Annotated in this window: 20 protein-coding genes and 1 tRNA gene; 12 read left to right on the top strand and 9 right to left on the bottom strand. The window is 72.0% G+C overall.

Features of this window, described 5'->3' with window-relative positions; all coding sequences use genetic code 11:
* Window positions 1–6: 6 nt before the first annotated feature.
* Window positions 7–918, top strand: a complete 912-nt coding sequence (locus DP939_RS30930) for a ketopantoate reductase family protein (protein ID WP_158578769.1) — start codon at window positions 7–9, stop codon at window positions 916–918.
* Window positions 918–1,274: an ArsR/SmtB family transcription factor gene (locus DP939_RS30935; RefSeq protein WP_113984360.1), complete on the top strand. Its 357-nt coding sequence runs from the start codon at window positions 918–920 to the stop codon at window positions 1,272–1,274. Before DP939_RS30930 ends, DP939_RS30935 begins: the two co-directional genes overlap by 1 nt.
* On the opposite strand, the gene DP939_RS30940 is transcribed toward DP939_RS30935, so the two are convergent.
* Complete coding sequence (locus tag DP939_RS30940; RefSeq protein ID WP_113984361.1) at window positions 1,228–2,142, bottom strand: DMT family transporter; 915 nt, start codon at window positions 2,140–2,142, stop codon at window positions 1,228–1,230. The genes DP939_RS30935 and DP939_RS30940 overlap by 47 nt on opposite strands.
* 40 nt (window positions 2,143–2,182) lie before the next feature.
* A complete protein-coding gene (locus tag DP939_RS30945; protein ID WP_113984362.1) occupies window positions 2,183–2,566 on the bottom strand; it encodes a cupin domain-containing protein in 384 nt (127 codons plus the stop codon).
* Between the two features lie 51 nt (window positions 2,567–2,617).
* On the opposite strand from DP939_RS30945, the gene DP939_RS30950 reads away from it, so the two are divergent.
* Window positions 2,618–3,640, top strand: coding sequence for a helix-turn-helix domain-containing protein (locus DP939_RS30950; protein ID WP_113984363.1), 1,023 nt, complete (start codon window positions 2,618–2,620; stop codon window positions 3,638–3,640).
* Window positions 3,641–3,721: 81 nt separating this feature from the next.
* Here the strand turns inward: DP939_RS30950 and egtD are convergent, their stop codons facing one another.
* From egtD to DP939_RS30980, 6 genes are all read right to left on the bottom strand, one after another.
* The gene (gene egtD, locus DP939_RS30955) at window positions 3,722–4,687 is read right to left on the bottom strand and encodes an L-histidine N(alpha)-methyltransferase (protein ID WP_113984412.1); all 966 of its coding nucleotides are present in this window, start codon (window positions 4,685–4,687) and stop codon (window positions 3,722–3,724) included.
* A 33-nt stretch (window positions 4,688–4,720) separates the two neighbouring features.
* Window positions 4,721–5,431: an ergothioneine biosynthesis protein EgtC gene (egtC, locus tag DP939_RS30960; protein ID WP_113984364.1), complete on the bottom strand. Its 711-nt coding sequence runs from the start codon at window positions 5,429–5,431 to the stop codon at window positions 4,721–4,723.
* Entirely contained in the window at window positions 5,432–6,775 is a 1,344-nt protein-coding gene (gene egtB, locus DP939_RS30965; protein ID WP_113984365.1) for an ergothioneine biosynthesis protein EgtB, read from the bottom strand. It abuts the gene before it with no gap.
* Window positions 6,769–7,992 (bottom strand): ergothioneine biosynthesis glutamate--cysteine ligase EgtA, encoded by a 1,224-nt coding sequence (gene egtA, locus DP939_RS30970; RefSeq protein WP_113984366.1) that lies wholly within the window; start codon window positions 7,990–7,992, stop codon window positions 6,769–6,771. Before egtA ends, egtB begins: the two co-directional genes overlap by 7 nt.
* A gap of 94 nt (window positions 7,993–8,086) precedes the next feature.
* Entirely contained in the window at window positions 8,087–8,326 is a 240-nt protein-coding gene (locus DP939_RS30975) for an anti-sigma factor family protein (protein WP_158578771.1), read from the bottom strand.
* A 98-nt stretch (window positions 8,327–8,424) separates the two neighbouring features.
* Window positions 8,425–9,054 carry an RNA polymerase sigma factor gene (locus DP939_RS30980; RefSeq protein ID WP_225878610.1) on the bottom strand — a complete coding sequence of 210 codons (630 nt, stop codon included), beginning with the start codon at window positions 9,052–9,054 and terminating at the stop codon, window positions 8,425–8,427.
* Between the two features lie 150 nt (window positions 9,055–9,204).
* On the opposite strand from DP939_RS30980, the gene DP939_RS30985 reads away from it, so the two are divergent.
* From DP939_RS30985 to DP939_RS30995, 3 genes are all read left to right on the top strand, one after another.
* Window positions 9,205–10,164: a sigma-70 family RNA polymerase sigma factor gene (locus DP939_RS30985; protein ID WP_113984368.1), complete on the top strand. Its 960-nt coding sequence runs from the start codon at window positions 9,205–9,207 to the stop codon at window positions 10,162–10,164.
* A gap of 72 nt (window positions 10,165–10,236) precedes the next feature.
* Window positions 10,237–12,003: a thiamine pyrophosphate-binding protein gene (locus DP939_RS30990; protein WP_113984369.1), complete on the top strand. Its 1,767-nt coding sequence runs from the start codon at window positions 10,237–10,239 to the stop codon at window positions 12,001–12,003.
* Between the two features lie 87 nt (window positions 12,004–12,090).
* Window positions 12,091–13,515, top strand: a complete 1,425-nt coding sequence (locus tag DP939_RS30995; RefSeq protein ID WP_113984370.1) for an NAD(P)/FAD-dependent oxidoreductase — start codon at window positions 12,091–12,093, stop codon at window positions 13,513–13,515.
* Window positions 13,516–13,719: 204 nt separating this feature from the next.
* Here the strand turns inward: DP939_RS30995 and clpX are convergent, their stop codons facing one another.
* Window positions 13,720–15,018: an ATP-dependent Clp protease ATP-binding subunit ClpX gene (gene clpX, locus DP939_RS31000; protein WP_113984371.1), complete on the bottom strand. Its 1,299-nt coding sequence runs from the start codon at window positions 15,016–15,018 to the stop codon at window positions 13,720–13,722.
* A 378-nt stretch (window positions 15,019–15,396) separates the two neighbouring features.
* On the opposite strand from clpX, the gene DP939_RS31005 reads away from it, so the two are divergent.
* The 6 genes from DP939_RS31005 to DP939_RS31030 all read left to right on the top strand — a co-directional run bounded on the left by DP939_RS31005 (window position 15,397) and on the right by DP939_RS31030 (window position 23,513).
* Window positions 15,397–16,971, top strand: a complete 1,575-nt coding sequence (locus DP939_RS31005) for an alpha/beta hydrolase (protein ID WP_199565526.1) — start codon at window positions 15,397–15,399, stop codon at window positions 16,969–16,971.
* 520 nt (window positions 16,972–17,491) lie between these two features.
* Window positions 17,492–17,563, top strand: a tRNA-Cys gene (locus DP939_RS31010).
* 118 nt (window positions 17,564–17,681) lie between these two features.
* Window positions 17,682–19,823 (top strand): NAD-dependent DNA ligase LigA, encoded by a 2,142-nt coding sequence (gene ligA / locus DP939_RS31015; RefSeq protein WP_113984373.1) that lies wholly within the window; start codon window positions 17,682–17,684, stop codon window positions 19,821–19,823.
* A gap of 1,066 nt (window positions 19,824–20,889) precedes the next feature.
* Entirely contained in the window at window positions 20,890–21,630 is a 741-nt protein-coding gene (locus DP939_RS48885) for a lytic polysaccharide monooxygenase (RefSeq protein WP_113984374.1), read from the top strand.
* A gap of 94 nt (window positions 21,631–21,724) precedes the next feature.
* Window positions 21,725–22,879: a sensor histidine kinase gene (locus DP939_RS31025; RefSeq protein ID WP_147268206.1), complete on the top strand. Its 1,155-nt coding sequence runs from the start codon at window positions 21,725–21,727 to the stop codon at window positions 22,877–22,879.
* Complete coding sequence (locus DP939_RS31030; protein WP_113984376.1) at window positions 22,872–23,513, top strand: response regulator; 642 nt, start codon at window positions 22,872–22,874, stop codon at window positions 23,511–23,513. The genes DP939_RS31025 and DP939_RS31030 overlap by 8 nt, the downstream gene beginning before the upstream one ends.
* Window positions 23,514–23,544: the final 31 nt, after the last annotated feature.

Consider the following 23,544-nt stretch of genomic DNA (forward strand, 5'->3'; position numbering starts at 1 on the left):
GACCGCATGAGGGTACTCGTGGTGGGCGCTGGGGCGCTTGGGCAGGTGTTCGGGGCGTGGTTGGCCGCTGGGGGAGCGCAGGTGGGGTACCTGGTGAAGCCCGGGCGGGAGAAGTGGGGGGAAGGCGGGGTGCCGGTGTACCGGCTCGGGCGGGGTGGGGCGGTGGAGCAGCGGCTCGTGCCGCATGAGGTGCTGACCCGGCCGGTGCCCGGGAAGTGGGACATGGTGTGGCTGTGCGTCGATTCGACCGCGTTGAGCGGGCGCTGGATGGCGGACCTGCGGGACGCGACCGGATCGGCCACGGTGGTCACGATCACTCAGTCCGGGCAGGACGTGGCGATTCTCGCGGAGGTATGGCCACGGGAGCAGATCGTCCAGGTGACGCCGGCCGTGTTCGCGTACCAGGCGCCGCTGGCGGTCGAGGTGCCCCGGCCCGGCATCGCCTACTGGGTGCCGCCCGGGGCCACGCTCGGGGTCCATGGGGGCGAGGCACGGGTGCGGGAGGTGGTGGCCGCGCTGCGGGCGGGTGGCGTACGCGCCAAGGCGGAACGGCTGGCGGGCGGTGGCGACCTCGACGCCGCACGGATGATGCCCTTCATCGCCGCGCTGGAGAACGCCACCTGGTCGATCCGGGCCACCCGGTACGCGCTGGCGGCCGGGGCCTCTCGCGAAGCGCTCGCCATCACCGCGGCACGGTACGGCAGGCGGCCCCCGTCCGGCGTGCCCGCCTGGCTCGCCAGGGCCGCGCTGCGCGTGCTGCCGAGGGTCGTCCCGTTCGATCTGCCCGCCTACCTGCGGACGCACTTCACGAAGGTCAGCGCGCAGACGGGCCTGATGCTGGAAGAGTGGATCGAGGAGGGCACGGCCCGCGGGCTCCCCGTCACCGATCTCAAGGCACTGAGCGCAGGGAGGTCCTGATGCCTGGGGAGGGCCCGGCGGGCGAGGTGCTGCGCCTGCTCACCGTGACTCGGCCGCTGTTCATCGCACTGGGCGACGAGCGGCGCCAGGAGATCATCGTGTTCCTGCTGGAGTCCGGCACCGCGCGCAGCGTCGGCGATGTCGCCGCCCGGCTGGGGCTGTCCCAGCCCGCCACCTCACATCATCTGAAGATCCTTCGCGACGCGGGCCTGCTCACCGTCCAGCGGATCGGCGCGCAGCGCCTGTACGCGCTCAACGGCGCCGACTACGTACGTCTCCTGACCCCGCTGCGCGACCTCACCACCACGATCATCGCCTGCGCAGCGGCTCCCGGCGATGCCTCAGGAGGCTCTTGAGCACTTCGGGGCGGGTGTTGATCAGGGCGTTGCCCGCCACGATCAGTACGGTGCCGGCCAGCGCGTACCACGTCCACACGTACCCCTCCAGGATCGTCGACGCCAGCAGCGCGACGACCGGGAAGAGCACGGTCACATAGCCCGCGCGCTGCGCGCCGATCCGGCCGATGATCGTGAGGTAGAGCCCGAACCCGATGACCGATCCGAACACGACCAGATAGCCCAGCGACGAGACGTACGGAACGCTCAGGTCGAAGCCGAACCCGGTGGTGAGGGCCGCGATGACGGCGAGGAGGGCGGCGCCGTACAGCAGGCCGTACGCCTCGGTCTGCACGATCGGCACCCCCGCGGCCTGCGCCCGGTCGGACACGACGTTGCCCAGCGAGAAGCACATGGCCCCGGCGAACACCTGCGCCACGCCCAAGGTCGTCCCGCCGGTGAGGTCGAAGGCGCTCAGATCCGCCCAGAAGACCAGCGCCATGCCGCCCAGGCCGACCACCGCGCCGAGCGCCACCATGCGCCCGATCGGGCGGCGCAGGAAGATCGCGGAGTTGACCACGTTCAACGGCAGGGTCATGGCGAAGACCAGGGCCACCAGGCCGGAGGAGATGTGCTGTTCGGCGGCGTACACGAACAGGTAGTTGACCGAGAACATCAGCGTGCCGATGGCCGCCATGCGCACGTGGTCGCGCAGCCCGAACCGCAGCCGCCGCCGTCGCAGCGCCAGGTACGCGAACAGCAGCAACGCCGCGGCGGCCGACCGGTAGCAGATGGACGCCGCCATCGGCACCTCGCCGAGCTGGTACTTGATGGCGATCCAGGTCAGACCCCAGATGAGGATCACGAACCCGTAGAGCAGCGCGCCCATCAGAGCCTTTTCTCGACGACCTGCACTTCAGGATCCGGGCTCAATGCCCGGTGGTCACCTCGATGTGCGCGGGGATCTCCTCGTGCCGGTCGCCGGTGCTCGGCGTACCGGTCGGCTCGAACATCAGGATCCTGGCGCCGTCAGGGGCCGACGGCTTGTGCTCGACGCCTTTCGGGACGGTGAAGACCTCGCCCCGGGACAGCGTGACCGTGCGCTCACCGGTCGCCTCGCGCAGCGAGATGAGCAGGCGGCCGTCGAGCACCAGGAAGAACTCGTCGGTGTTGTCGTGGGCGTGCCAGATGTGCTCGCCCTCCACCTTGGCGACGCGTACGTCGTAGTCGTTGACCCGCGTGACGATGCGCGGACTCCACAGGGCCTCGAAGGAGGCCAGGACGTCGCCGAGGGAAATGGGCAGGTCGCTCATGGGTCCATCCTGGGTCTCCCCAGGTCACCGCGGAACTGCTAGAAATAGCATATGGCGCAAGAATCCTCGCAAGGCGATCGGCATCGGATCGTGTTGGTCGTGGACGAGAACTCCAACCCGTTCGAGCTCGGCTGCGCGACGGAGATCTTCGGGCTGCCCCGGCCCGAGCTCGGGCGTGACCTGTACGACTTCAGGCTCTGCTCGCCCTCGCCGCGCACGTTGATGCGGGACGGGTTCTTCACCATGACCGGCGTGGCCGGGCTGGAGGCGGCCGAGACGGCGGACACGCTGATCGTCCCGAACCGGCCGGACGCCGACGCGCCCCGGCAGCCGGCCGTACTTGAGGTCATCCGCCGGGCGCACGCCCGGGGCACGCGCCTGATCAGCTTCTGCACCGGCACCTTCACCCTGGCCGAGGCCGGGGTCCTCGCGGGACGCCGGGCCACCACGCACTGGCAGTGGGCCGATGTCTTCCGGGCGCGGTTCCCCGAGGTGCGGCTGGAGCCCGACGTGCTGTTCGTGGACGACGGCGACATCCTCACCGCCGCGGGCAGCGCGGCCGCGCTCGACCTCGGGCTGCACGTCGTGCGCCGCGACCACGGGGCCGAGATCGCCAACGTGGTGAGCAGGCGGCTGGTCTTCGCGGCGCACCGGGACGGCGGGCAGCGGCAGTTCGTGGAACGGCCGGTGCCCGACATGCCGGACGAATCGCTGGCCCCCGTACTGGCCTGGGCCCAGCAGCACCTGGACACGCCGATCACGGTGACCGACCTGGCCGCGCGCGCGGCGGTCAGCCCGGCCACGCTGCACCGCCGCTTCCAGGCGCAACTGGGCACCACCCCGCTGAGCTGGCTCACCGGGGAGCGGGTCACCCTGGCGTGCCGGCTGATCGAGCTGGGCGAGTCACGGCTGGACCTGGTCGCGCGGGGCAGCGGGCTCGGTACGGCGGCCAACCTCCGTGCGGTGATGCGGCGCGAGATCGGCCTGACGCCATCGGCCTACCGGCAGCGGTTCGGCCTCCGCCCGGAGCCGGGGACGCCGTCGCGGCGGCGTCCGGTCGGCCACCCCGGATAGCCGACGGCCCTGTGCCCGATGCCTGCCGCCGGGTGGGCCCGTGGTGACGGGCAGGATCGGCTTGGCCGTGCCCGCCGGGACTCAGGCCATGGCGAGCAGCAGGGCGAAGTCGCCCGCGGGGTCGGTGTACAGCTCGGCGGGGGTGAAACCGGCCGCCTCCAGCTCCGCGGCCAGCGGCTCGGGGCGGAACTTCGCGCTGATCTCGGTCCGCATCTCCTCGCCCGCCGCGAAGGCGACATCGAGGCCGAGGTCGGCGACGTGGGCGCGCATCGCGCGGGTGGCGCGCAGCCGCATCTCGATCCAGTCGTCGCCCTCGTCGTACCGGGCGACGTGCTCGAACGCGTCAGGGTCGAAGTCGGCCCGCAGCTCCCGGTTGATCACGCGCAGCACGTTGCGGTTGAACTCGGCGGTCACCCCGGCCGGGTCGTCGTAGGCGGCGACCAGCCGCCCGGTGTCCTTGACCAGGTCGGCGCCCAGCAGCAGTGAGTCGCCGGGGTCGAGCGTGTCGCGCAGGCCCTTCAGGAACACCTCGCGGGGGGCGGGCTCCAGATTGCCGATCGTGCCGCCGAGGAAGGCGACCATCCGCCGGCCGGTACGCGGCAGCAGCCCGAGATGGCGCTCGAAGTCGGCGCACACGGCGTGCACCTCGATCCCGGGGTAGCGGGCCGCCACCCGCTCGGCGGCCTCGCCGAGCGTCACCGCGTCGACGTCCACCGGCAGATAGGCGCGCAACCCGCGATCGGCGAGCGCGTCGAGCAGCAGCACGGTCTTCTCGCTGGTGCCCGAGCCCAGCTCGACCAGAGTGTCCGCGCCGCTGCGCACGGCGACGTCAGTGGCGTGCGCGCGCAGGATGGACAGCTCCCGGCGCGTCGGGTAGTACTCCGGCAGCCTGGTGATCCGGGTGAACAGGTCGCTGCCCGCCGCGTCGTAGAACCACTTGGGCGGCAGCCACTTCGGCCGCGAGGTAAGGCCGGAGCGGACGTCGTTTTCGAGGGCCTGACGCAGGTAGGCGGGGTCGAGGTGGTCGGTCAGCCGGACGTTGGGCATGGTGTCGCGCACGTGATCTCCTGGGTCGGTGGGTCACAGCGGCTCGATGCGCGCGCCGCCGGGCGTCACGAGGACGAGACGCCGGTCGGGCACGGGCCGCCAGCTCGGCCGGTCGGACAGCGGCTCGCTGGCCACGAGCACGCCGTCCTCGCCCGTGTCGTCCACGTGGAGCGTGTCGCCCCACGTGGTGGCCGCGACGGTGGCGCCGTCGCAGGCCAGCAGGTTGAGCCGGGCTTCGGGATCTTTGGTCCCGGCATGGGTGACGACCTCGGCGAGGGCGTCGCCGAGCGGTGCGCCGCCGCGCACCCGCGCGAAGACCGCGGCGGCCACCCACGCCGCGTCGCACGTGCTCTCGGCCGAATCGACCAGCGAGCGAATGGCCTCGGCCCGCACCCGGCCGTTGTGGCTGAGCAGCAGCCGCCCGTCGGCGAACGGCGCGGTCGCGCTCTCCTCGATCGGCATGCCGACGGTCGCCGACCTGACCGCCGCGATCAGGCAGCCGGAGCGGGCCGCCCCGGCCAGGCCCGGGAGGTTGGCGTCGGTCCAGATCGGGATCGACCGGCGGTAGCGCACCGCCTCCCCGGAGACCGGGTCGTACCAGCCCACGCCGAACCCGTCGGCGTTGATCATGCCGTGCCGTTGCATCCGCGGCGCGTACGACTGGCGGACCAGGCCGTGTTCCGGCTCGTCCAGCAGGACGGCCGGGCTGCGCGGCGACCCCAGCCAGGCCGCGTGCCTGCACATCTAGCGGGCCTCGCCGGGAGCGGCGGTGCGGGCACAGCGGAACCCGGTGAAGATCTGCCGCCTGATCGGATAGTCCCAGTTGCGGAAGGTGGTGCGGACCGCCGCCGGGTCGGCCGCCCACGACCCGCCGCGCAGCACCCGGTAGTCCTGGCCGAAGAACACCTCGCTGTACTCGCGGTAGGGGAAGCTGCGAAACCCCGGATAGCCGGTGAAGCAGGAGCCGGTCCACTCCCACACCTCGCCGATCATCTGCTCGACCCCATAGGCGCTGGCCCCGCCGGGGAAGGCCCCGAGCGGGGCGGGCCGGGCCGCGCGGTGCCCGAGGTTGGCCAGCCCCGGGTGCGGCTCGGTGTCGCCCCAGGGATATCTGCGCGCCCGGCCGGTCGCCGGGTCCCAGCCGCAGGCCTTCTCCCACTCGGCCTCGGTGGGCAGCCGCTTGCCCGCCCAGCGGGCGTAGGCGTCGGCTTCGTACCAGCTCACGTGCTGCACCGGCTCATCCGGCGGCACCGGCTCGCTGCGACCGAAGCGGGTCCGCCACCAGCCGTCGCCCTCCTTGGACCAGAACAGCGGCGCGGAGATCGCCCCCTCGGTCCGCCAGCGCCAGCCCGCCGGGTCCCACAGGCGCTCGTCGTCGTAGCCGCCCGCCTCGATGAACGCGATGTAGGCGGCGTTGCCGACCGGCAGCCGGTCGATCCAGTAGGCCGGAAGATCGACCCGGTGGGCGGGACGCTCGTTGTCGTAGGCCCACGGCAGCGTGCTGGTGCCCATCTGGAACGGGCCCGCGGGGACCAGCACCTCATCGGGGCCGCGCCCGGGGCGCGCGGCGGGCAGGTCGCCCTCGCGGACCAGGCCGGGACGGCCGGACAGCTGCAAGGTGGCCAGCATCGTCTCGTCGTGCTGGTGCTCGTGCTGGATCACCAGGCCGAACACGAACCCCGCCCGGCGCAGCGGGTCGGGGTCGGTGAAGTCGAGCGCGTCGAGCACGTCGAGCGTGCGCCCGCGGACGCCGCCGATGTACCGTCTGGCCTCGTCGGGGCCGAGGATCGGCAGCGACGGCCGGTCCTTCCTGGGGTGCTTGAACGCGTCGTAGATGTCGTCGATCTCCGGGCGCAGCGGGGTGATGCCGCCCGCCTCGCGAAGCACCCACAGCTCCTCGTAGTTGCCGATGTGCGCGAGGTCCCAGACCAGCGGCGACATCAGCGTGGAGTGCTGGCGCAGCAGCACGTCGTCTTCGGCCGAGGTGTAGGCCAGCGACCGGTCGCGCACCGTGAGGAGCTGCGCCGCGATCCGCTCCTTGAGGCGGTCGGCGTCGAGGTCGGTCACCGCGTCAAGGTTGCTCACCATGTGCTCCTGTTCCCTTGCGTCATCGCTTGCGTGCCTTCGAGCAGGTCGGTGGCCGGACAGCGGCCCGCGGCGACGCGCTCGGCGAACCGGGCGACCTTCGCGGTCAGCTCCGCGGGCGCGCCGAGCCGGGGGAGCGCGGCGAGCGCCGCCGCGAAGCACTCCGTGGCCGCCCGCCTGATCTGCGGGTCGGCGATGCCGTGCCGCGAGGCGTGCCGCCACTGCGACCGGCAGGGCTCGGCCGCGGCGAGCGCGGTGTCGGCCGCCCGGTCGTCGGTGATCAGCGCGTGCGTCACCGCAACGCACACCGGCCAGTCGTCGGGGTGCTGGGCGTCGAGGTAGCGGACCTCCAGCCAGCCCCGCGGGCGGACCGGCGGGAACAGCGTGGTCGCGTGGTAGGCCAGATCCGCCCCGGTCGGCGGCGGGCCCGGCGCGGCCAGCCAGTCGCCGAACGTCGAGCCGTCGGCGACCGGGTGGAACCGGTCGCCCTCCCTGCGCAGCATCACCCGGGCGGCCAGCAGGTAGTCGGTCCAGGCCGCCACCGGGTCGCCGCCCGAACGGACCGGGGAGGTGCGGGTGTTGTCGAGGTTCTCCCACACCGCCTGGCGGCCGGACATCCAGCCGCACGGCCGCCCGCCGCTGAGCGGGGAGTTGGCGAACGCGGCGGTCAGCACCGGCCCGAGCGTGTGCGCGCGCTCCCAGCGGACCGCGGGCCGCTCACCCAGATCCAGGTTGACCTGCACGGACGCGGTGCTGCACATCATCAGCGGGCCGTAGGGCCCGCCGAAGAACGCGGCCATCGCGTCGTAACGCGGCTCGCGCAGCTGCCTGTGGGCCCGGCGCACCGGGTCCAGGCCCACGCCGGCGAGCCGCAGCCCGGCCGCGCCCAGCACCGCCCGGGCCAGCGCGACGTCGGCCGCGACGCGCTCGATCGCGGCGTGCAGCGGAGCGGCCGGACCGGACAGCTCCAACTGGCCGCCGGGCTCGAAGGTGACCCGGCAGCCGCCGGGCAGCACACTGTCACCCGGTGGTAAGCCCAAGGCCTCGGCCACCCGCCGGATCGGCACATGCAGATCCGCGGACGCGCGGTCGTAGACCAGGAACTCCAGCTCTACCCCGACCCTGCCGTCGCCGTCGCCGCCGTCGAAGCAGCGGCGCGCGAAATCCGCGACGTCGGAGGCGTCGTGGAGCGGCGCGTCGTCGATCACAGGAGCCGCCATGCTCATCCCCCTTCGCCGGTGGTCACGGATCTACAGACCCGCGAGACCCCGCGGCGTTACAGAGGGAGGCGGCAAATTTCGGGGCAGGAACCCGTCAACGGCGGCGCGCCGCGCGGAAGGCGGTCAGCAGCCGGTCGCGGGTGGCGGGGGAGAGGGGGGTGGCGGGGAGGTCGCGCAGGGCGGCGATGGTGGCGCGGAACTGGGCGATGTGGCGCGTGCAGTCCGCGCAGCCCCGGGTGTGGTCCTCCAGGGCCCGCCTGGCGTCGTCGGTGAGGTCGTCATCGAGGTATGCGGTGACGTGCTCGCCGACCTCCGCGCAGCTTAACCGTTTCACGTCAACGACCGCCTCACCCTTCTGTGACTGAACCGCTTCATCTCCGACTACCGTCTCACGTTCCGGAACCGACCCGATTCGTTACCGCCGTGTTGCGTCTAGCGTCTCATCGCCTCGAAGTAATCTTCCAGCCGCTTGCGGACCGCCGTCCGGGCGCGGTGGAGCAGCACGCGCTGGTTGGCCGGGGAGATGTCCAGGATGGCGCAGACCTCCTCTGAGCTGCATCCTTCCAGGTCACGCAGGGTGATCACGCTGCGCTGCCGGGCGGGCAGCTCGGCCAGCGCCGCCCCGATCCGGCCGCGGACCTCCGAGGCCAGGATCTCGCCCTCGGGGACCGACCAGGCGGCAGGAAGGTCCTTCCAGGCCGGGGGAAGGGGCGCGCGGCCGTCGGCCGCGCCCACGCCGTCGAGCGGGGGATCTCCGTCCCGCTCGAACGCGCTGCTCCATGGCACCGTGCGGCTCTCCCTGGCGCCCCGCTTCTTGGCGGTGTTGACCAGGATCCGGTAGACCCACGTCTTGACCGACGACCGCCCCTCGAACCCGTCGATCCCGCGGATCACCGCCAGCCAGGTGTCCTGCACGACCTCCTCGGCGGAGTCGCTGGTGGACACGTAGGATCTGGCCAGCCGCAGCATCCCCCGCGACCAGGTGTCCAGCAGCGCCGCGAACATCGTCTCGTCCCCGGCGCGCAAGGCCGCGGCGACGACGTCGTCCGGGGGCAACCCCACGATCTCTCCTCCCGGTCGGGGCGTATGCAGCCATCATGACATCGCGGTCCGACACTTCCACGTCGGTGTTGTCGGCGGGACTCCTGTGCTGGACTGAGGCGCGGATCGCGGGGTAGCCGCACCCGGTAGGCGCGACCGAGTGAGGTGAGGATGATGCGCGGGCTGGACGGCGGCGCCCGGGCCGAACCGCATGAACCGTACGACGAGACCGATCTGCTCGGGCAGTACCTGTTGCAGATCGGCCGGACCCCCCTGCTGACCGCCGAGGAGGAGGTGCAGATCTCCCGGCGCATCGAGGCGGGGTTGTACGCGAACCACCTCCTGGAGGCGGGGGACACGGGGGACGAGGAGCGCGGGGCCGCACTGGCGGCCGTGGCCAAGGACGGTGAGGCGGCCAAGGACCACATGCTCCGCGCGAACCTGCGGCTGGTGGTGTCGGCCGCCAAGAAGTACGCCCACCGGGGCTGGCCCATGCTGGACGTGATCCAGGAGGGCAACCTGGGCCTGATCCGGGCGGTCGAGAAGTTCGACTACGCCAAGGGGTTCAAGTTCTCCACGTACGCGATGTGGTGGATACGCCAGGCCATCGAGCGCGGCCTGGCCGACAAGACGCGTACCGTACGGCTCCCCGTCCACGTCGTGGACCGGCTGTCCAAGATCCACCGGATGGAACGCCAGCTGCTGACCCGCCTGAACCGCGACCCCACCGACGAGGAGGTCGCCAGGGCGGCCGGGATGAGCGTGCCCGAGCTGCTGGAACTACGCCAGGTCGGCCACGACACCGTCAGCCTGGACACCCCGATCGGCGACGGCGAGGACACCAGGGTCGGCGACCTCATCGCCGACACCGAGGTGGTCCCCGTGTCGGACCTGATGGAGTACCAGGCGCTCGCCGAGGAGCTGCGCGCCCTGGTGGACACCCTTCCCGAGCGCGAGGCGTTCATCGTCACCCTGCGCTATGGCCTGAACGACGGCAAGACGCACACCTACCAGGAGATCGGCGAACGGCTGGGCCTCACCCGCGAGCGCATCCGCCAGTTGGAGCGCCAGGCGTTGCGTTCGCTGCGGTCGCCCGAGCACGTCCAGCCCCTGCTGGACTGGGCGAGCTGACCGGCTGACCGGCTTTGCCGGGCCTTTCGCGCGGCCACCGCATACAACGGCATGGTGGGGTACGGGCCCGTAATGCCACGAATTCTCGCGGAATCTCTCATCGAACGGCTGGCCGAGTGGGGCGTCGACACCGTGTTCGGGCTCCCGGGCGACGGCATCAACGGCATCATGGAGGGCCTGAGGCGGCACCGGGACAAGGTGCGGTTCGTGCTGGTCCACCACGAGGAGGCCGCCGCGTTCATGGCCACCGGGTACGCCAAGGCCACCGGCCGGATCGGCGTGTGCCTGGCCACCTCCGGCCCCGACGGGCTGCATCTGATGAACGGCCTGTACGACGCCAAGCTCGACCACGTGCCGGTGCTGGCGATCACCGGCATGCAGGAGACCTCCGTGCTGGGCACCGGCTACCAGCAGGAGGTCCACCTGGAGCGGCTGTTCGCCGACCTGACCGAGTACAACGAGCTGGTCACCAATCCGGTGCAGCTCCCCGCGCTGGTGGACGCCGCGGTCCGGCACGCCTACGCGCGGCGCGGCGTCGCCCACCTGACGCTGCCCAACGACCTCCAGGTGGCCGACGCGGACGCCGACCCGTGGCAGCACGTGGCCCCTGCGCGCCCGCCGCACACCGCGCCGGTGTACCTGCCGCCGCCAGGACGTCCCCGCGAGGAGGACCTGCGGCGCGCGGCCGCCGTGCTCAACGCCGCCGAACGCCCCGCGCTGCTGGTCGGCGCGGGCGCGCTGCACGCCAAGCAGGAGGTCCTGGCGGTGGCCGAGACGCTGTCCGCGCCGGTGATCAAGACGCTGCCCGGCAAGGCGGTGATCCCCGACGACTCGCCGTACACCACGGGCGGGCTGGGCCTGCTCGGCACCCGGCCGAGCGAGGAACTGGTGGACGACGTGGACGTGCTGTTCATGGTCGGCACCAACTTCCCCTACACCCAGCACCTGCCCCCGGCGGGCGCGACCCGGGTGGTGCAGCTCGAAGCGGACCCGGTCCGGGCGGGGGCGCGGATGCCCACCGAGGTGCCGATGATCGGCGATGCCAAGGAGGGGCTACGGGCGCTGCTGCCGTTGCTCGATCGCAAGCGCGACACCCGCCATCTGGCGAAATATCAGGCCAAGATGGCGGCCTGGCGGGCCGACATGCACGCGCTCGAAACCGCCGACCGCGACCCGGTCGCGCCGCAGTACCTCGCCTCGGTGCTCGACCGGCTCTGCGCCGACGACGCCATCCTGACCTGCGACAGCGGCACGGTGGCCACCTGGGCGGCGCGGCACTGGACGGTGCGCGACGGCCGGGAGTTCTACCTGTCGGGCAACCTCGCCAGCATGGCCCCCGGCCTGCCGTACGCCATCGCGATGCAGCACGCCTTCCCGGGCCGCCAGGTCATCGCCTACATCGGCGACGGCGGGTTCGCGATGCTGATGGCCGAGTTCCTGACCGCCGCCCAGCACCGGCTGCCGATCAAGGTCGTGGTGAACAACAACAACTCCCTCGGGCAGATCCTGTGGGAGCAGATGGTGCTCGGCTACCCCGAGCACGGGGTGCGGTACGCCGAGCCGTGGTCCGACTTCTCCGGGTGGGCGCGCTCCTGCCGCGGCTACGGTGCCAAGATCTCCAAGGCCGCCGACGTCGAATCGGCCGTCGCCGAGGCCCTGGCCTTCGACGGGCCCGCGCTGGTCGACGTGGACGTCAACCCGGACGAGCCGCCGCTGCCCGGCAAGGTCTCCTACGAGCAGGCCAAGAAGTTCGCGCAGGCGTTCCTCAAGGGGCAGCCGCGCAGGGCGTCCATCGCCACCACTCTGTTCAAGGACCGCATCCAGCAGATGGGGGAGTGACCCGCCCTCCCGTGCCGGGAAAACCCGTGGCGCGGACGCGTTCCGCCCTGTCACCTTTGGCCTGGGGGACAAGGGAGGCGGAACGCCATGGCGTCGATCGTCATCTGCGGCGGGGGCCCGATCGGACTCGCCTGTGCCCTGTTGCTGGGCCGTGACGGGCACCAGGTGACCGTCCTTGAGGCGGACCGGGCCGAGCCGCCCGGTGATCTCCGGGCGGCCTGGGAGTCCTGGGAGCGCAGGGGCGTGCCGCAGTTCCGCCAGCCGCACAACGTGCTGCCGGGGTTCTGGCGGATCGCGGAGCGCGAGTCGCCCGAGGTCATCGACCTGCTGACGGAGTCCGGGTGCGCGTGGGCCGACCTGCTGTACCCGATGCCGTCCACCATCGCCGACCAGGCGCGGCGGCCCGGCGATGACCGCTTCCGGTTCATGCCGGTCAGGCGCGCGGTGCTGGAGTCGGCTCTCGCGCTCGCGGCGGCACGGCGGGCCGGGGTGACGGTACGTCGCGGCGTCCGCGTCACCGGCCTGCTGGGCGCGCCCGCCGCCGTCCCGGCCGTCACCGGGGTCCGTACGTCGGGCGGCGAGGAGATCCGCGCCGACCTCGTGGTGGACGCGATGGGCCGGGGCACACCGTCTTCGGCCTGGCTGACCGCGCTCGGCTCCGTGGGGCCGCGCATCGAGGCCGCAGAGCACGGCTTCGCCTACTACACCCGCCACTTCACCGGGCCGCGGCAGCCGGTGCGGATGGCGCCGCCGTACTCGCAGATGGGCACGTTCGCGCTGCTCACGATCCCGGGCGGGCACGACACCTGGTCGGTCACCTTCGTCGCCGGCCGGGGCGACGCGCCACTGAAGGACCTGCGCGACCCCGAGCGCTTCGCCAGGGTGCTGCGCGCCTGCCCGGCGCACGCCCACTGGGGCGCGGGCACGCCCGTCACCGGGGTGCTGGCGATGGCCGGGGTCCTGGACCGCAGGCGGCGGTTCACGTCGGCCGGCCGCCCGGTGGCGACCGGCTTCGCCGCCGTCGGCGACGCGAGCGCCTGCACCGCCCCGACCGCCGCCCGCGGCCTGTCCACCGGCCTCATCCAGGCCCAGGCCCTGCGCGACCTGGTACGCGACCGTACACCGGGCGGGCTCGGCGGCACGGGGTTCGCGACCGCCTGGGAGGAGGCCACCGAACGCCTGATCGGCCCCTACTACGCCGACCAGATCGCCACCGACCGCGCCCGGGCCGCCGAAATGGCCGCGCTGCGCCAAGGCCAGTCCCCACCGCCCCGGCCCGACCCCGAAATGGCCCGCCTGGAGGCCGCCGCGACCCACGACCCCGACGCCTTCCGCGCCCTGGCCGAGGCGACCACCTGCCTCACCACCCCCCAGGACGTCCTGTCCCGCCCCTCCCTCGCGGCCCTACTCGACCGCCTTCCCCCATCCACCCCCCGTCCCCTCCCCGCTCCCACCCGCGGCGCCCTGCTGACCCTGCTCACCGACGCCCCAGCACCCACGGCCCTCCACTGAGCCGCACAGACAGGCGGTACCCCGGCGAACCCTACGGCCGTGGCCATGGGCTGCCGACCCCGGTCCTGTCCCGTAGGGACGGCTCGGTGGCCACGGGCTTCTGAGCTTTGTTCCCGGCCGCACGCATACGGGCCCTACGGCCGGGGCCACGGGCCCCTGGCCGCAGGGAGTCGCTGGTTGGCGGCCCGGGGCCGTGGGGTGCCGTCAGGCGGACTTGTCGCGGCGTTCCGGGTTGTGGCCGAGGTGGTCGCGGGGGACCAGGGTGGGGTTGACGTTGTCGAGTACGGTGTCGCGGGTGACCACGACGCGGGCCACGTCGTCGCGGCTCGGTACCTCGTACATCACGTTGAGCAGGACCTCCTCGACGATCGCCCGGGTGGCCCGCGCGCCGGTGCGGCGCAGCAGGGCCTGGTCGGCGATGGCCCCCACGGCGTCGTCGTCGAAGACGAGCTCGACGCCGTCCAGCTCGAAGAGCTTCTGGAACTGCTTGATCAGCGCGTTGCGCGGCTCGGTGAGGATCCGCGTCAGCGCCGTACGGTCCAGCGGCTGGAACGTGGTGACCACGGGCAACCGCCCGACCAGCTCGGGGATCAGCCCGAACTTCAGCAGGTCCTCCGGCATGACCCCCGCGTAGGGGTCGGCGGCCTCGCGGTCCTGCCCGGAGCGCAGCGTCGCGCCGAACCCCGCGCCCTTGTGCCCGGAGCGCTGCTCGATGATCCGGTCCAGCCCGGCGAACGCGCCGCCCACGATGAACAGCACGTTGGTGGTGTCGATCTGGATGAACTCCTGGTTGGGGTGCTTGCGCCCGCCCTGCGGCGGCACCGACGCGGTGGTGCCCTCCAGGATCTTCAGCAGCGCCTGCTGAACGCCCTCACCCGAGACGTCACGGGTGATCGACGGATTCTCGCTCTTGCGGGCGATCTTGTCGATCTCATCGATGTAGATGATCCCCGTCTCGGCCTTCTTGACGTCGAAGTCGGCCGCCTGGATCAGCTTGAGCAGGATGTTCTCGACGTCCTCGCCGACGTAACCGGCCTCGGTGAGCGCCGTCGCGTCGACGATCGCGAACGGCACGTCGAGCATCCTGGCCAGCGTCTGGGCGAGGTAGGTCTTGCCGCAGCCGGTCGGCCCGATGAGCAGGATGTTGGACTTGCCCAGCTCCACCGGCTCCTCGTGCGCGGAGTCGCGGCGGCTCCGGACGCCGCCCGCCCGGATGCGCTTGTAGTGGTTGTAGACCGCGACCGACAGCGCCTTCCTGGCGTTCTCCTGCCCCACGACATAACCCTGCAGGAACTCGTTGATCTCCTGCGGTTTGGGCAGGTCACGGTGCCCGGCGTCGGTGGTCTCCTCCAGCTCCTCCTCGATGAGCTCGTTGCAGAGCTCCACGCATTCATCGCATATGTAGACACCGCCGGGACCCGCGATGAGCTTGCGGACCTCTTTTTGGCTCTTGCCGCAGAACGTGCACTTCAGCAGATCACCGCGGTCACCGATGCGTGCCACTCGGAACGTCTCCTCTATGGGGGTCAGAGGGTCACGGGCGACGCCACCAGACGCCAGGTGCCCGAGTCGGGGGCGCGCACCCCGCCTTCCGATGGTACGGCGAGTGCGCGGCGGACGATGCGCCCCGGCGGAATAGTGGACGCCATTTGGGCCGGTCCGCCCGGCTCATGCTTGCGGATGAGGGGCCGGCATCGCCGTACCGGCCGTCGTGCTGGGCCTTTGACGCACGGTACTCCGGAAGCCGCCCGCATGGAGAGGAAACGCTGGTACGCGAGGAGGAAGGCCCGCCCGTACTTTCGACCGATGGCCCCGGGCGGCCGGGGAACCGGAGAATCTGGACGTCGAGATCAAGGACCCACGCCGGTGATTGGAGATCACGTGCGTAGAACGGTTCCGTTGCTCGCCGCCGCCCTGGTCGCGCTGGTGGGGTCATCCCCGCTCACGCCCGCCCAGGCGGCTCCCGCCGCGCCCTCCGGCACTCCTGCGATCGCCTGGCAACCGTGCCCGGAGGACCCGGAGGCCGACTGCGGCACGCTCGCCGTACCCGTGGACTGGAAGAACCCCGGCGGCCCCGCCATCGACCTGGCGCTCGCCCGGCGCAAGGCCACCGACCCGGCGGCCAGGGTCGGCTCGTTGCTGATCGACCCCGGCGGCCCGGGCGGCTCAGGCGTCGACTTCGCACTCGGCGCCGACGATTACTTCAGCGCAGAGCTGAACCGCCGCTTCGACATCGTGGGCTTCGACCCGCGCGGCGTGGCCAGGAGCCGGCCCGTCGTCTGCTCGGCCGAACTCATGGCCCAGGCGCCCTACTCGATCATCAGGAGCCAGGCCGAGTTCGACGCCTGGCGCGATTTCGGCAAGCGGCTGCGTGCCGACTGCCGGGCCCGCACCGGCCCGCTGTTCGACCACGTGGACAGCGGAAGCGTGGCCCACGACATGGACGCCATCCGCGCCGCGCTCGGCGAGGACAAGCTGACCTACTACGGCATCTCCTACGGCAGCCTCATGGGCCAGATGTACGCCGAGCGGTTCCCGGGCCGGGTCCGCGCCCTCGCCCTGGACAGCAACATGGACCACAGCTTGGGCACCGCTCCCTTCCTCTACACCGAGGCCCTGGCCGCCCAGGACTCCTTCGACGAGTTCGTCAAGTGGTGCGCCAGGGAGAGCCGGTGCGCGCTGCGCGGCCGGGACGTGCGCGCGTTCTGGGCGGACCTGCTGGACCGCGCCGACCGCGGCGAACTCAGGTACCCCGGCGAGCCCGATCACCCGCTCACCCGGATGGACGTGATCGGCATCGCCTTCGGGGCCTTCTACGAACCTGCGTGGTTCGATCTGGCCGAACTCCTGGTGGCCATCGACACAGGCGTGCTGCGCCCGCCCGCCTCGGCGGCCCGCCTGGCGCCGGACACCCCCGGGCGGCGGTACGCGGGGACGGCTCCGGACGAGGTGGAGGTCCCCTACCAGGTCTTCTGCGAGGACTTCCATCTGCCGGTGCGCGATCACAAGGAGTACGCGAGGCACCTGCGCCGCTCCAAGGCCATCGCGCCGGACATGGAATTCGGCCCGGCCGCCGTCTCGCTCCTCGCGTACTGCCTGAGCGAGCCGGGCCCGGTCCCCAACCCGCAGCACCGCCTGCGGGTGAACGGCACGCCGCCGCTGCTGCTCGGCAACGCGCTGCACGACCCGGCCACCGGCTACGGGTGGGCGGTCAACGCCGCCGCCCAGATCGGGAAGGAGGCCCGGTTCGTCACGTACGAGGGCTGGGGACACGGCATCTACGGCCGTAGCGACTGCACCACGGGCGCGATCGACGACTATCTGATCTCGCTCAAGCCACCCGCGCACGGGACGCGCTGCCCGGCCGTACCGCCGGAGCCCCCGGCCACGGCCTCGAACAGGTCCCGGCCGCAGTCGCCCGTGTCGCCGGTGCCGCCGCACATCCCGCTCTGGTGACGCCGCCCGGCTGAACCGGCCGCGGCGAACACCGCACAGGCCCGGCCCTTTGAATCTGCCAGGGGGGCCGGGCCTGTCCGGTTAATCGATCCCGCGGGAATCCAGGAATATCGCGCCAATGTTTGACGTGGCGGATAATCGCGATTAGCATCGTGTCTGCAAAGAACGGTGGTTCATGGCGGGTCATCAGGCCCCGGGCCGCCGGACGGACGAGACGGCAGGAGTCAGATGATGAACAGGGAGGCGGCGGTCACCGTGGCCCGCTTCACCTGCGATCTGGGCCTCTCGTCCTGTTGTCGCGCCTGACGCGCGCCCTTCCCCCTTTCTTCGTGCCGCCTGTCGGCGGTGACTCCTCATGGTCGTCATGGGGTTTCCCTGGTATGCCGGAGAGCATTTTCGTGCTGCGCGGATATGCAATTCTTTGGCGCTTTACGATGGCACGAGAATCGATGATGAGCCCACCGCGAGTTGAATGGAGCAATCGAAGAACCGGCTGAACGCCGGTGCGTGTCACACACATGGCCGTGTGCCCGAGTGGTTGAGGGACCCGCCTGCAAAGCGGTACACGCCGGTTCGATTCCGGTCACGGCCTCTTGATCGCGCCCCCGCCCCGCCGCGGGGGGCGTTCTCCCCTCGCGTGGGACGACCGTCCAGCTCAGCGCGCGGCGGCGGGAGCGAAAAATGTCAGTGGGCTGCGACATCATGACATCATGAGCGACGCCATCGCGACGGCCCCCGCGGCCCCCGCGCCCGTGACCACCGCGCCTGAGATCGACGCGATCAACGCGCCCGCGATCACCGCGATCTCAGACGAGACCGCGTACGCCGAGGCGGTGCAACTCGCCCTCGACGCCGCGGCGGCCTACTACCGTGACGGCACCTCCGCGCTCGACGACGACGCCTACGACCGGCTGGTGCGCGGCATCGCCGCCTACGAGCGGTCTCACCCTGGGCAGGCGCTGCCCACCTCGCCGACCGGCAAGGTGGCGGGCGGCGCGGTGGTCGGCGACGTGCCGCACACGGTCCCGATGCTCTCGCTCGACAACGTCTTCGGCGCCGAACAACTCGCCGACTGGGCCGCGTCACTGGAGCGCAGGCTGGGCCGGCCGGTCGAGGCGTGGAGCGTCGAGCCCAAGCTCGACGGGCTCGCCGTCTCGGCCCGCTACCGCACCGGCCGCCTGTCCCAGCTCGTCACCAGGGGCGACGGCAGCGCGGGCGAAGACGTCTCGCACGCGATCGGCACCATCGTGGGCCTGCCGGGAGAGCTGGCCGAGCCGCACACCGTGGAGGTGCGCGGCGAGGTGATGATGACCGCCGAGCAGTTCGAGGCGGCCTGCGCCAAACGCCGCGCCCACGACGGCACGACGTTCGCCAACCCGCGCAGCGCCGCGGCGGGCACGCTGCGCGCGCAAGACCGGCCCTACGTCTGCGAGCTGACGTTCTTCGCGTACGGCGTGCTGCCCCCGCCCGGCGACGAGTCCGAGCTCGCCACCGAGCTGCGCGAGATGCCGCACAGCGCGGTCATGGCCTGGGCCGCGGGTCAGGGCGTGCAGACCACCGCCGTCACGCCGGTGGCCGGTGTCGTCGCCACCACACTTGAGCAGGTCAACGAGCGGGTCGAGCAGATCGCCGCGGCCCGCGCCGGGCTGGCGTTCGCGATCGACGGCATCGTGATCCGCTGTGACCTGGCCGCCGACCAGGTGCAGGCCGGGTTCAGCTCGCGCGCCCCGCGCTGGGCGGTCGCCTACAAACTGCCCGCGGTGGAGAAGATCACCAAACTGCTCGCCGTCGAGTGGAACACCGGGCGCACCGGCATCATCGCGCCCCGGGCCGTGCTCGAACCGGTCGAGCTCGACGGCAGCATCGTCACGTACGCGACCCTGCACAACGTCGCCGACATCACGCGCCGCGGCCTGATGCTGGGCGACAGCGTGGTCGTCTACAAGGCGGGCGACGTGATCCCCCGGGTCGAGGCCCCGGTCGTCCACCTGCGCACCGGGCAGGAGCGCCCGATCGAGATCCCGGAGGTCTGCCCGTCCTGCGGCGACGCGATCGACGCCTCCCAGGAGCGGTGGCGCTGCGTCCGCGGCCGGGCCTGCCGGGTGATCACCTCCGTCAGCTACGCGGTCGGCCGCGACCAGCTCGACATCGCGGGCCTGGGCGAAAACCGCATCCTGCAGTTGCTGGAGGCGGAGCTGATCGCCGACTTCGCCGACCTGTTCTACCTCACCGCCGACCAGGTGCTCGGCCTGGAGCGGATGGGCGAGGTCAGCACCACCAACCTGCTGGCCGCCATCGAGGAGGCCAAGGGCCGCCCGCTCAGCCGGGTGCTGTGCGCGCTCGGAGTCCGCGGCACCGGCCGCTCGATGAGCCGGCGGATGGCCCGCCACTTCGGCTCGATGGAGGCCATCCGCGCCGCCGACGCCGAGGCCATCCAGGCCGTGGAGGGCATGGGCCCGGAAAAGGCCCCCGTCGTGGTGGCGGAGCTGGCCGAGCTGGGCCCGGTCATCGACAAGCTGGTCGCGGCCGGGGTCAACATGACCGAGCCTGGTGTCACCCCCCGCCCGGCGGAAGATGCGCCGGAGGCGGTCACCTCCCCGGACCTGCCACTGTCGGGCAAGTCGGTCGTCGTCACAGGCGCGATGAGCGGCCCACTGGAGACGTTCTCCCGCAACCAGATGAACGAACTCATCGAACGAGCCGGCGGCCGCGCCTCCTCCAGCGTCTCCGCCCGCACCGACCTACTGGTGGCGGGAGCCAAGGCCGGCTCCAAACGAACCAAGGCCGAATCCCTCGGCATCCACATCCTCACCCCGGAAGAGTTCGCCGCCCTCCTCACCGACCTCCTCTAACCCCCGCACACCCCACTCGCCGCCCCCTCTTTCCACCCCTGGCTTCCCGAGCGCGTGCCCTTGCCCGTCATCCCTCCGATCCCTGCCTTCGGCGGGCACCCGCTCATGCGCGGTCCAAAGCGTGGCCCTCGCCGTCGCTCGGACGATCTTCCCTGCTCGGGCTTCGCCCGACGCGGGGCTTGCCATGTGCCGTATCCCCTGGCCGCCACGGGCGACGATCGCACCCGCGCAGTGGTGGGCCTCTCCCGCGCGGATCGCGCCCCGCGGAGTGGTGGGATCTCTCCGTGGCATGGACTGGCCGACCCGGTGTCGCGTCCCGCGGAGTGGTGGAATTTTCCTGCGGCCTGAGTGACCGATCTGCGGGATGTCCGATTTGAACGTTCCCATTTACACCACTCGACGGGACGCCATCCCCACGCGCCGGGGTGGCTGAGCTGCGTGATGTCTGGCTCGTGCGTTCTCGTTGTCTGCTCGGTGGGACGCCGCCCAGGCGGCAGCAACGTTCGGCTGCCCATCGTCGTCCATCCTGGTGTCCGGGCTGGGAAGCGGGTGGGGCCCCGGGCAGCGGTGGATCTTGTGGAGTCGTGCCCTTGGCATGTGCCAGGAACCGCGCGAGCACGCCTGACTCTGGCTTCGCCCACGAGATCCGCCATTCGCCGCACGCTCTCGCATGCGCCCAGGTGCGCGGCACGCCTTCCGGGAGTGGCCGGAGATGGGGGCCCATAACACGAGGTGCTGGAAAGAGGTTTCCTCGGGTCCGGGTGGGTTGCGGCGTCGGGGCGGTGGGGGTGTTGCCCGGGTGGCGTGTCGTCGGGTGGGGTGAATGGGGGCGTTCAAATCGGGACATTGCCCAGGTCGGCCAGTTCATGCCACGGAGAAGTTCCACCGCCCCGCGGGGTGCGATCTGTGCCGGGTGTGCTGGTCGTGAGGTCATGACGGGCGGGTCGGCTGGGTGGCTTCGAGGAGGGGTGCCCGATACCACGGTGGGAGTACCTGTTTAACCTTTTCTAGTTAAGAAACTTTCCTTTAGCTTTGGGGGCACCCTCCAGCCAGAAGGATGCGTGACATGCGAAAACTGATCACGTTCGTGGCCGCGGTGCTCGTCGCCGTGGGTGCGATGGTGTTCGTGGCACCCCCCGCTTCTGCGCACGGCTTCATCTCCGACCCGCCCAGCCGTCAGGCCAACTGCGCGGCCGGGAAGGTCGACAACTGCGGCGACATCATCTGGGAGCCGGACGCCGTCGAAGGTCTCAAGGGGCAGCGCAACTGCAGTGGCGGTGACGGGCGCTGGGCGCCGCTCGACGATGACTCCAAGGCGTGGCCCGTCGCCAATGTCGGCGACACCGTGGACTTCAAGTGGATCATCACGGCCGACCACTCCACCAGCACCTGGGAGTACTTCATCGGGGACACTCGGGTCGCGGTGTTCAACGACCACGGCAGGCAACCCGGGACCAGGGTGACCCACACGGTGAACCTCGGCGGTCACACCGGGCGGATCAAGTTGCGCGCGGTCTGGAACATCGCCGACACCGCGATGGCCTTCTACAACTGCGTGGACCTTCAGGTCGGCCCTGGCGGCCCCCGGCCCACTCCCACCCCCACGCCGACCGTGACCCCGGCGTTCACGCCGACGCCGACGCCGACGCCGACGCAGGGCCCCGTGGGTGCCTGGGCGCCCGGCACCGCCTACGCCCCTGGTGACCAGGTGGTCCATAACGGCGCCGGCTACCGGTGCCTGCAGGCGCACACCGCCCTGACCGGCTGGGAGCCGCCCAACGTCCCGTCCCTCTGGCAACGCCGATGACAAGCGGGGCTCACGGCCCGCGCTTGTGCGAGCAGGGGTACGCGAGGCTTTGACCCGTTCGGGGAGCGGGTCGCAGTCGCCGTAGGCTCGTGGCGTGCGGTGGACCACGCGGGTGCGGGCCGTGGCGATCGGTGGAGGAGTGCTGGCCTGCGCGGTCGCGGGTCTGCTCTTCGCCCCGGACGCCGGGCCCGCGGCCGTCGGGTCGGCGCTGGTCGCCTGCGGGGCGGCCGCCGCCGTACTCGGTGCGCCACCCGTACGCCGCCGGGCCGTGCCCGCCCTGGCCATGGTCGCGCCGCTCTCGGCGGGGGTGAGTCTCACCACCGATCCGCCCGCGGCCGGGGCGTGGGCCTACCTGGAGACTCTCGCGCTGCTCCTGGTGCTGATCATCGTGGTCAGGGACGCCCCGGTACGGCAGGCCCTGGGCGTCGGCCTGGCGGGCGGGGTGGCCGGCGCGCTGCTGATCCTGCGGGTGGTCCCGGCCTCGTCCGTCCTGGAGGCGGTGGGCCTGTGCGCCTTCTGGGCACTGGGCCCGGCCGGGGCGGCGGCGATCGGCGCGCATCTGCGCTGGCTGGATTCGGTGCGGGTGCGATCGGTGGCCGCCGCCCGGCGCGCCCAGCGGCTCCGGCTGGCCAGGGACCTGCACGACTTCATCGCGCACGACCTCGGCGAGATGGTCGTCCAGGCCCAGGTGGGCCAGGTTGCGCGCGACCGTGAGCGGGAGGCGCTGCGGCACATCGAGGCGACCGGGCGGCGGGCCCTGACCTCGCTGAGCGCCACGGTCCGCGCCTTGCACGACCTGGACGCACAAGACGAACGAGACGAACCAGACGAACCAGACACCCCCGGCCTCGGCGAGCTGCCCCGGATCGTGGCGGGATTCGCCGCGGCGGGGACCGTTCCGGCCACCCTCGCCCTGGACCCGGACCTGGCCGACCGGCTGCCCCGCCGGGTGAGCACCACCGTCGCGAGGATCGTGGTCGAGGCGCTGTCCAACGTACGGCGGCACGCGCCCGACGCCGAGTCCGTACGCGCGACCGTCTCCCGCGACGGCCCGAACGTGGTGACGAGCGTCGTCAACGGGCCCGGCCGGGGCGCCCCGCCCCGCACGCCCTCCACCCGGCTCGGCCTGCCCGCTCTGGAGGAGCGCGTCAGATCCCTCGGCGGGACCTTCGCCGCCGGGCCGCATCTGCGCGGCGGATGGCAGGTCCTGGCCGAGATCCCGGTGGATACACTGCTGCCCGATGGCTGAACCGGACCTGACCGTCCTCATCGCGGACGACCAGAAGATCGTCCGTACGGGGCTGCGAATGATCCTGGAGAGCCAGGGCGTCGTGGTGGCCGGAGAGGCGGCCGACGGTGCCGAGGCGGTGGAGGCGGCCCGGCGGCTGCGCCCCGGCGTCGTTCTGCTCGACATCGAGATGCCCCGCCTGGACGGCATCGAGGCCACCCGGCTGCTGGTCGGCGACGGCCTGCGGGTGGTGATCCTCACCGCCTTCGACACCGACGACTACGTCTACCGGGCGCTTCGCAACGGCGCCTGCGGCTACGTGCTCAAGCACAGCGGCCCCGCCCTGCTGGTCGAGGCGCTGCGCGCCGCGGTGGCGGGCGACGCCCTGGTCAGCCCGTCGATCACCGTGAGGCTGCTGCGGCACCTCACCAAGCCCCTCCCCAAAGGGGCGGTCGCGGGCGAGCCGCTGACCGGGCGCGAGACCGAGGTGCTGCGGCTGCTGGCGCGCGGCAGGTCCAACGATGAGATCGCCGCGGCCATGTTCATCGCGCCCAGCACGGTCAAGACGCACGTGCAGAGCATCCAGCGCAAGCGCGGCGCGCGCAACCGCATCGAGCTGGCCGCCTGGGCCTGGGAGACCGGCCAGGTCGAGTGACGCCGGGCGGGATCTCCCCCCGGGCGGGGAC

The sequence above is a fragment of the Spongiactinospora rosea genome, assembly GCF_003315795.1.
Taxonomy (GTDB): Bacteria; Actinomycetota; Actinomycetes; order Streptosporangiales; family Streptosporangiaceae; genus Spongiactinospora; species Spongiactinospora rosea.